At 61.6% G+C, this 255-nt stretch carries 1 protein-coding gene; it reads left to right on the top strand.

What is annotated here, in order from left to right:
• The coding region (locus tag AAIG11_RS18115) for an aminotransferase class III-fold pyridoxal phosphate-dependent enzyme (RefSeq protein ID WP_343187569.1) at positions 1-255 on the top strand (255 nt) is incomplete at both ends.

The raw sequence follows: 255 nt of genomic DNA, 5'->3' as shown, positions 1-255 counted from the left end.
ACTTCCCCGGCCGGGCAGAAGAACTGGGCCACCTTTTCAGAAGCCGGCTGAACAAGATGAAAGACACCTATTCCCTCATCGGCGATGTACGGGGCCGGGGGGTCATGCTGGCCCTTGAGCTGGTGAAGGACCGCACCACCAAAGCTCCCGCCAAAGACGAAACCGCCGCCATCATCAAAGAATGCTGGGAGAACGGCCTGGTGCTCCTCAGTGCCGGGGCCCGGGGCAATGTGATTCGCTTCCTGGTACCCCTGG

It is taken from the genome of Anoxynatronum sibiricum, assembly GCF_039414295.1.
Classification (GTDB): Bacteria; Bacillota; Clostridia; order Peptostreptococcales; family Tindalliaceae; genus Anoxynatronum; species Anoxynatronum sibiricum.
Note: the sequence above shows the minus strand (reverse complement) of the source record. Positions and strands in the feature narration are given on the sequence as shown.